We start from the raw sequence: 1190 nt of genomic DNA on the forward strand, positions 1-1190 counted from the left end.
TGGGGGGCGTGTTGCTCTCCGATGTCTACGACGACATCTCCATCGACGATGCCCCTTACTACTCCGCGCTGTACGGCCCGGCTCGCAGCGCTTTGGTGGTGCTCGACCTTGAGGGCGCCATCGAGCGGCTGAAAAAGCTGGACGATTGCCCGGAAGATATCTATCTGATTCAGGGCAACCCCGACTCCTTTGACGAAGATCTGGTGGAGGCCGACGAGCTGGGCGACGCCGTGCTGGTGCGCACCAGCAAGCGTCAGGTGCGCTTCTCCCGCTATCCCGAGCTGCCGCTGTTTGGTCGCGCCGCCCGGGAAAAACGGATCGAGCAGCTCGACCTTGAACGCGAAGGGCTGATCGAGGGTTACGCCAAGGCTGCGTTTGAGCAGCAGAAATACCATCGTCTCTACGGCCATTTTCGTGACTTTATCGGTCAGCATCTGGATATTGCCTTTCGCCCCGACCCCGAAGCCGAAGTGCAGGCCAAACAGGCCGAACTGCGCGCGCTGCAAGGGGCCATCGGTGAGTGCGACAAGCAGCTGAGTGATGCCAAAGCCGCCGCCGCCCAGCTGGCCCGCCATATCCAACTGGTGCAGGGGATGCTGCCCTTTGCCCACCTGTTTGCCGAAGCCGATTTGGCGGCCCGCCTCGAAGCGGCGCACGCCGATGTGGCCGCGTTGAAACAGGCCGAAGCCTTTATTGCCCAGCACGGTAAGGCGCTGGACAAATTAGAAAGCCAAGTGCAGGTGCTGCGCCAAGACCCGCAGGATCTGGCCGCGTTGCAGGCCGCCTATGATGAGGCAAGCGAGTTGCTGGCTGAGCAGAAGCGCCGTTGCTATGCCCTTGATCAGCTGGTGGCCCGCCTGCCGCACTTTGCCTATCAGGATGCGCAAGACCTGCTGGGCAAAGCGTCCGAGATGAGCGAACGACTCAAAGAGAAGCTCAAAGCCGCCGAGCTGGCGGCCCGCACCGCTGGCGAGCAGCACAGGCAGATTGCCCAGCGCCATACCGAGGCATTGCAGCTGCGCACTGCGCTCGATTCCAGCGCCTCGGCCAAGCGCCAGACCCTGACCGAGTTCGAGCAGGAGCTGGCGGCCATGGGGCTGACGCTGTCTGACGACATGGAAGAGAAGGCGCGCGCCCACAAGAAAGAGATTGAAGAGCTGCTGATCCGCACCCGTTCCCGTCGCACCAGC

General features: G+C 62.6%; 1 pseudogene. It reads left to right on the forward strand.

From position 1 onward, the window contains the following. Window positions 1–1190, forward strand: a pseudogene (gene mukB / locus CUC53_RS18680) (chromosome partition protein MukB); the annotation flags it as partial.

The sequence above is a fragment of the Aeromonas cavernicola genome, assembly GCF_002795305.1.
Lineage (GTDB): Bacteria > Pseudomonadota > Gammaproteobacteria > Enterobacterales > Aeromonadaceae > Aeromonas > Aeromonas cavernicola.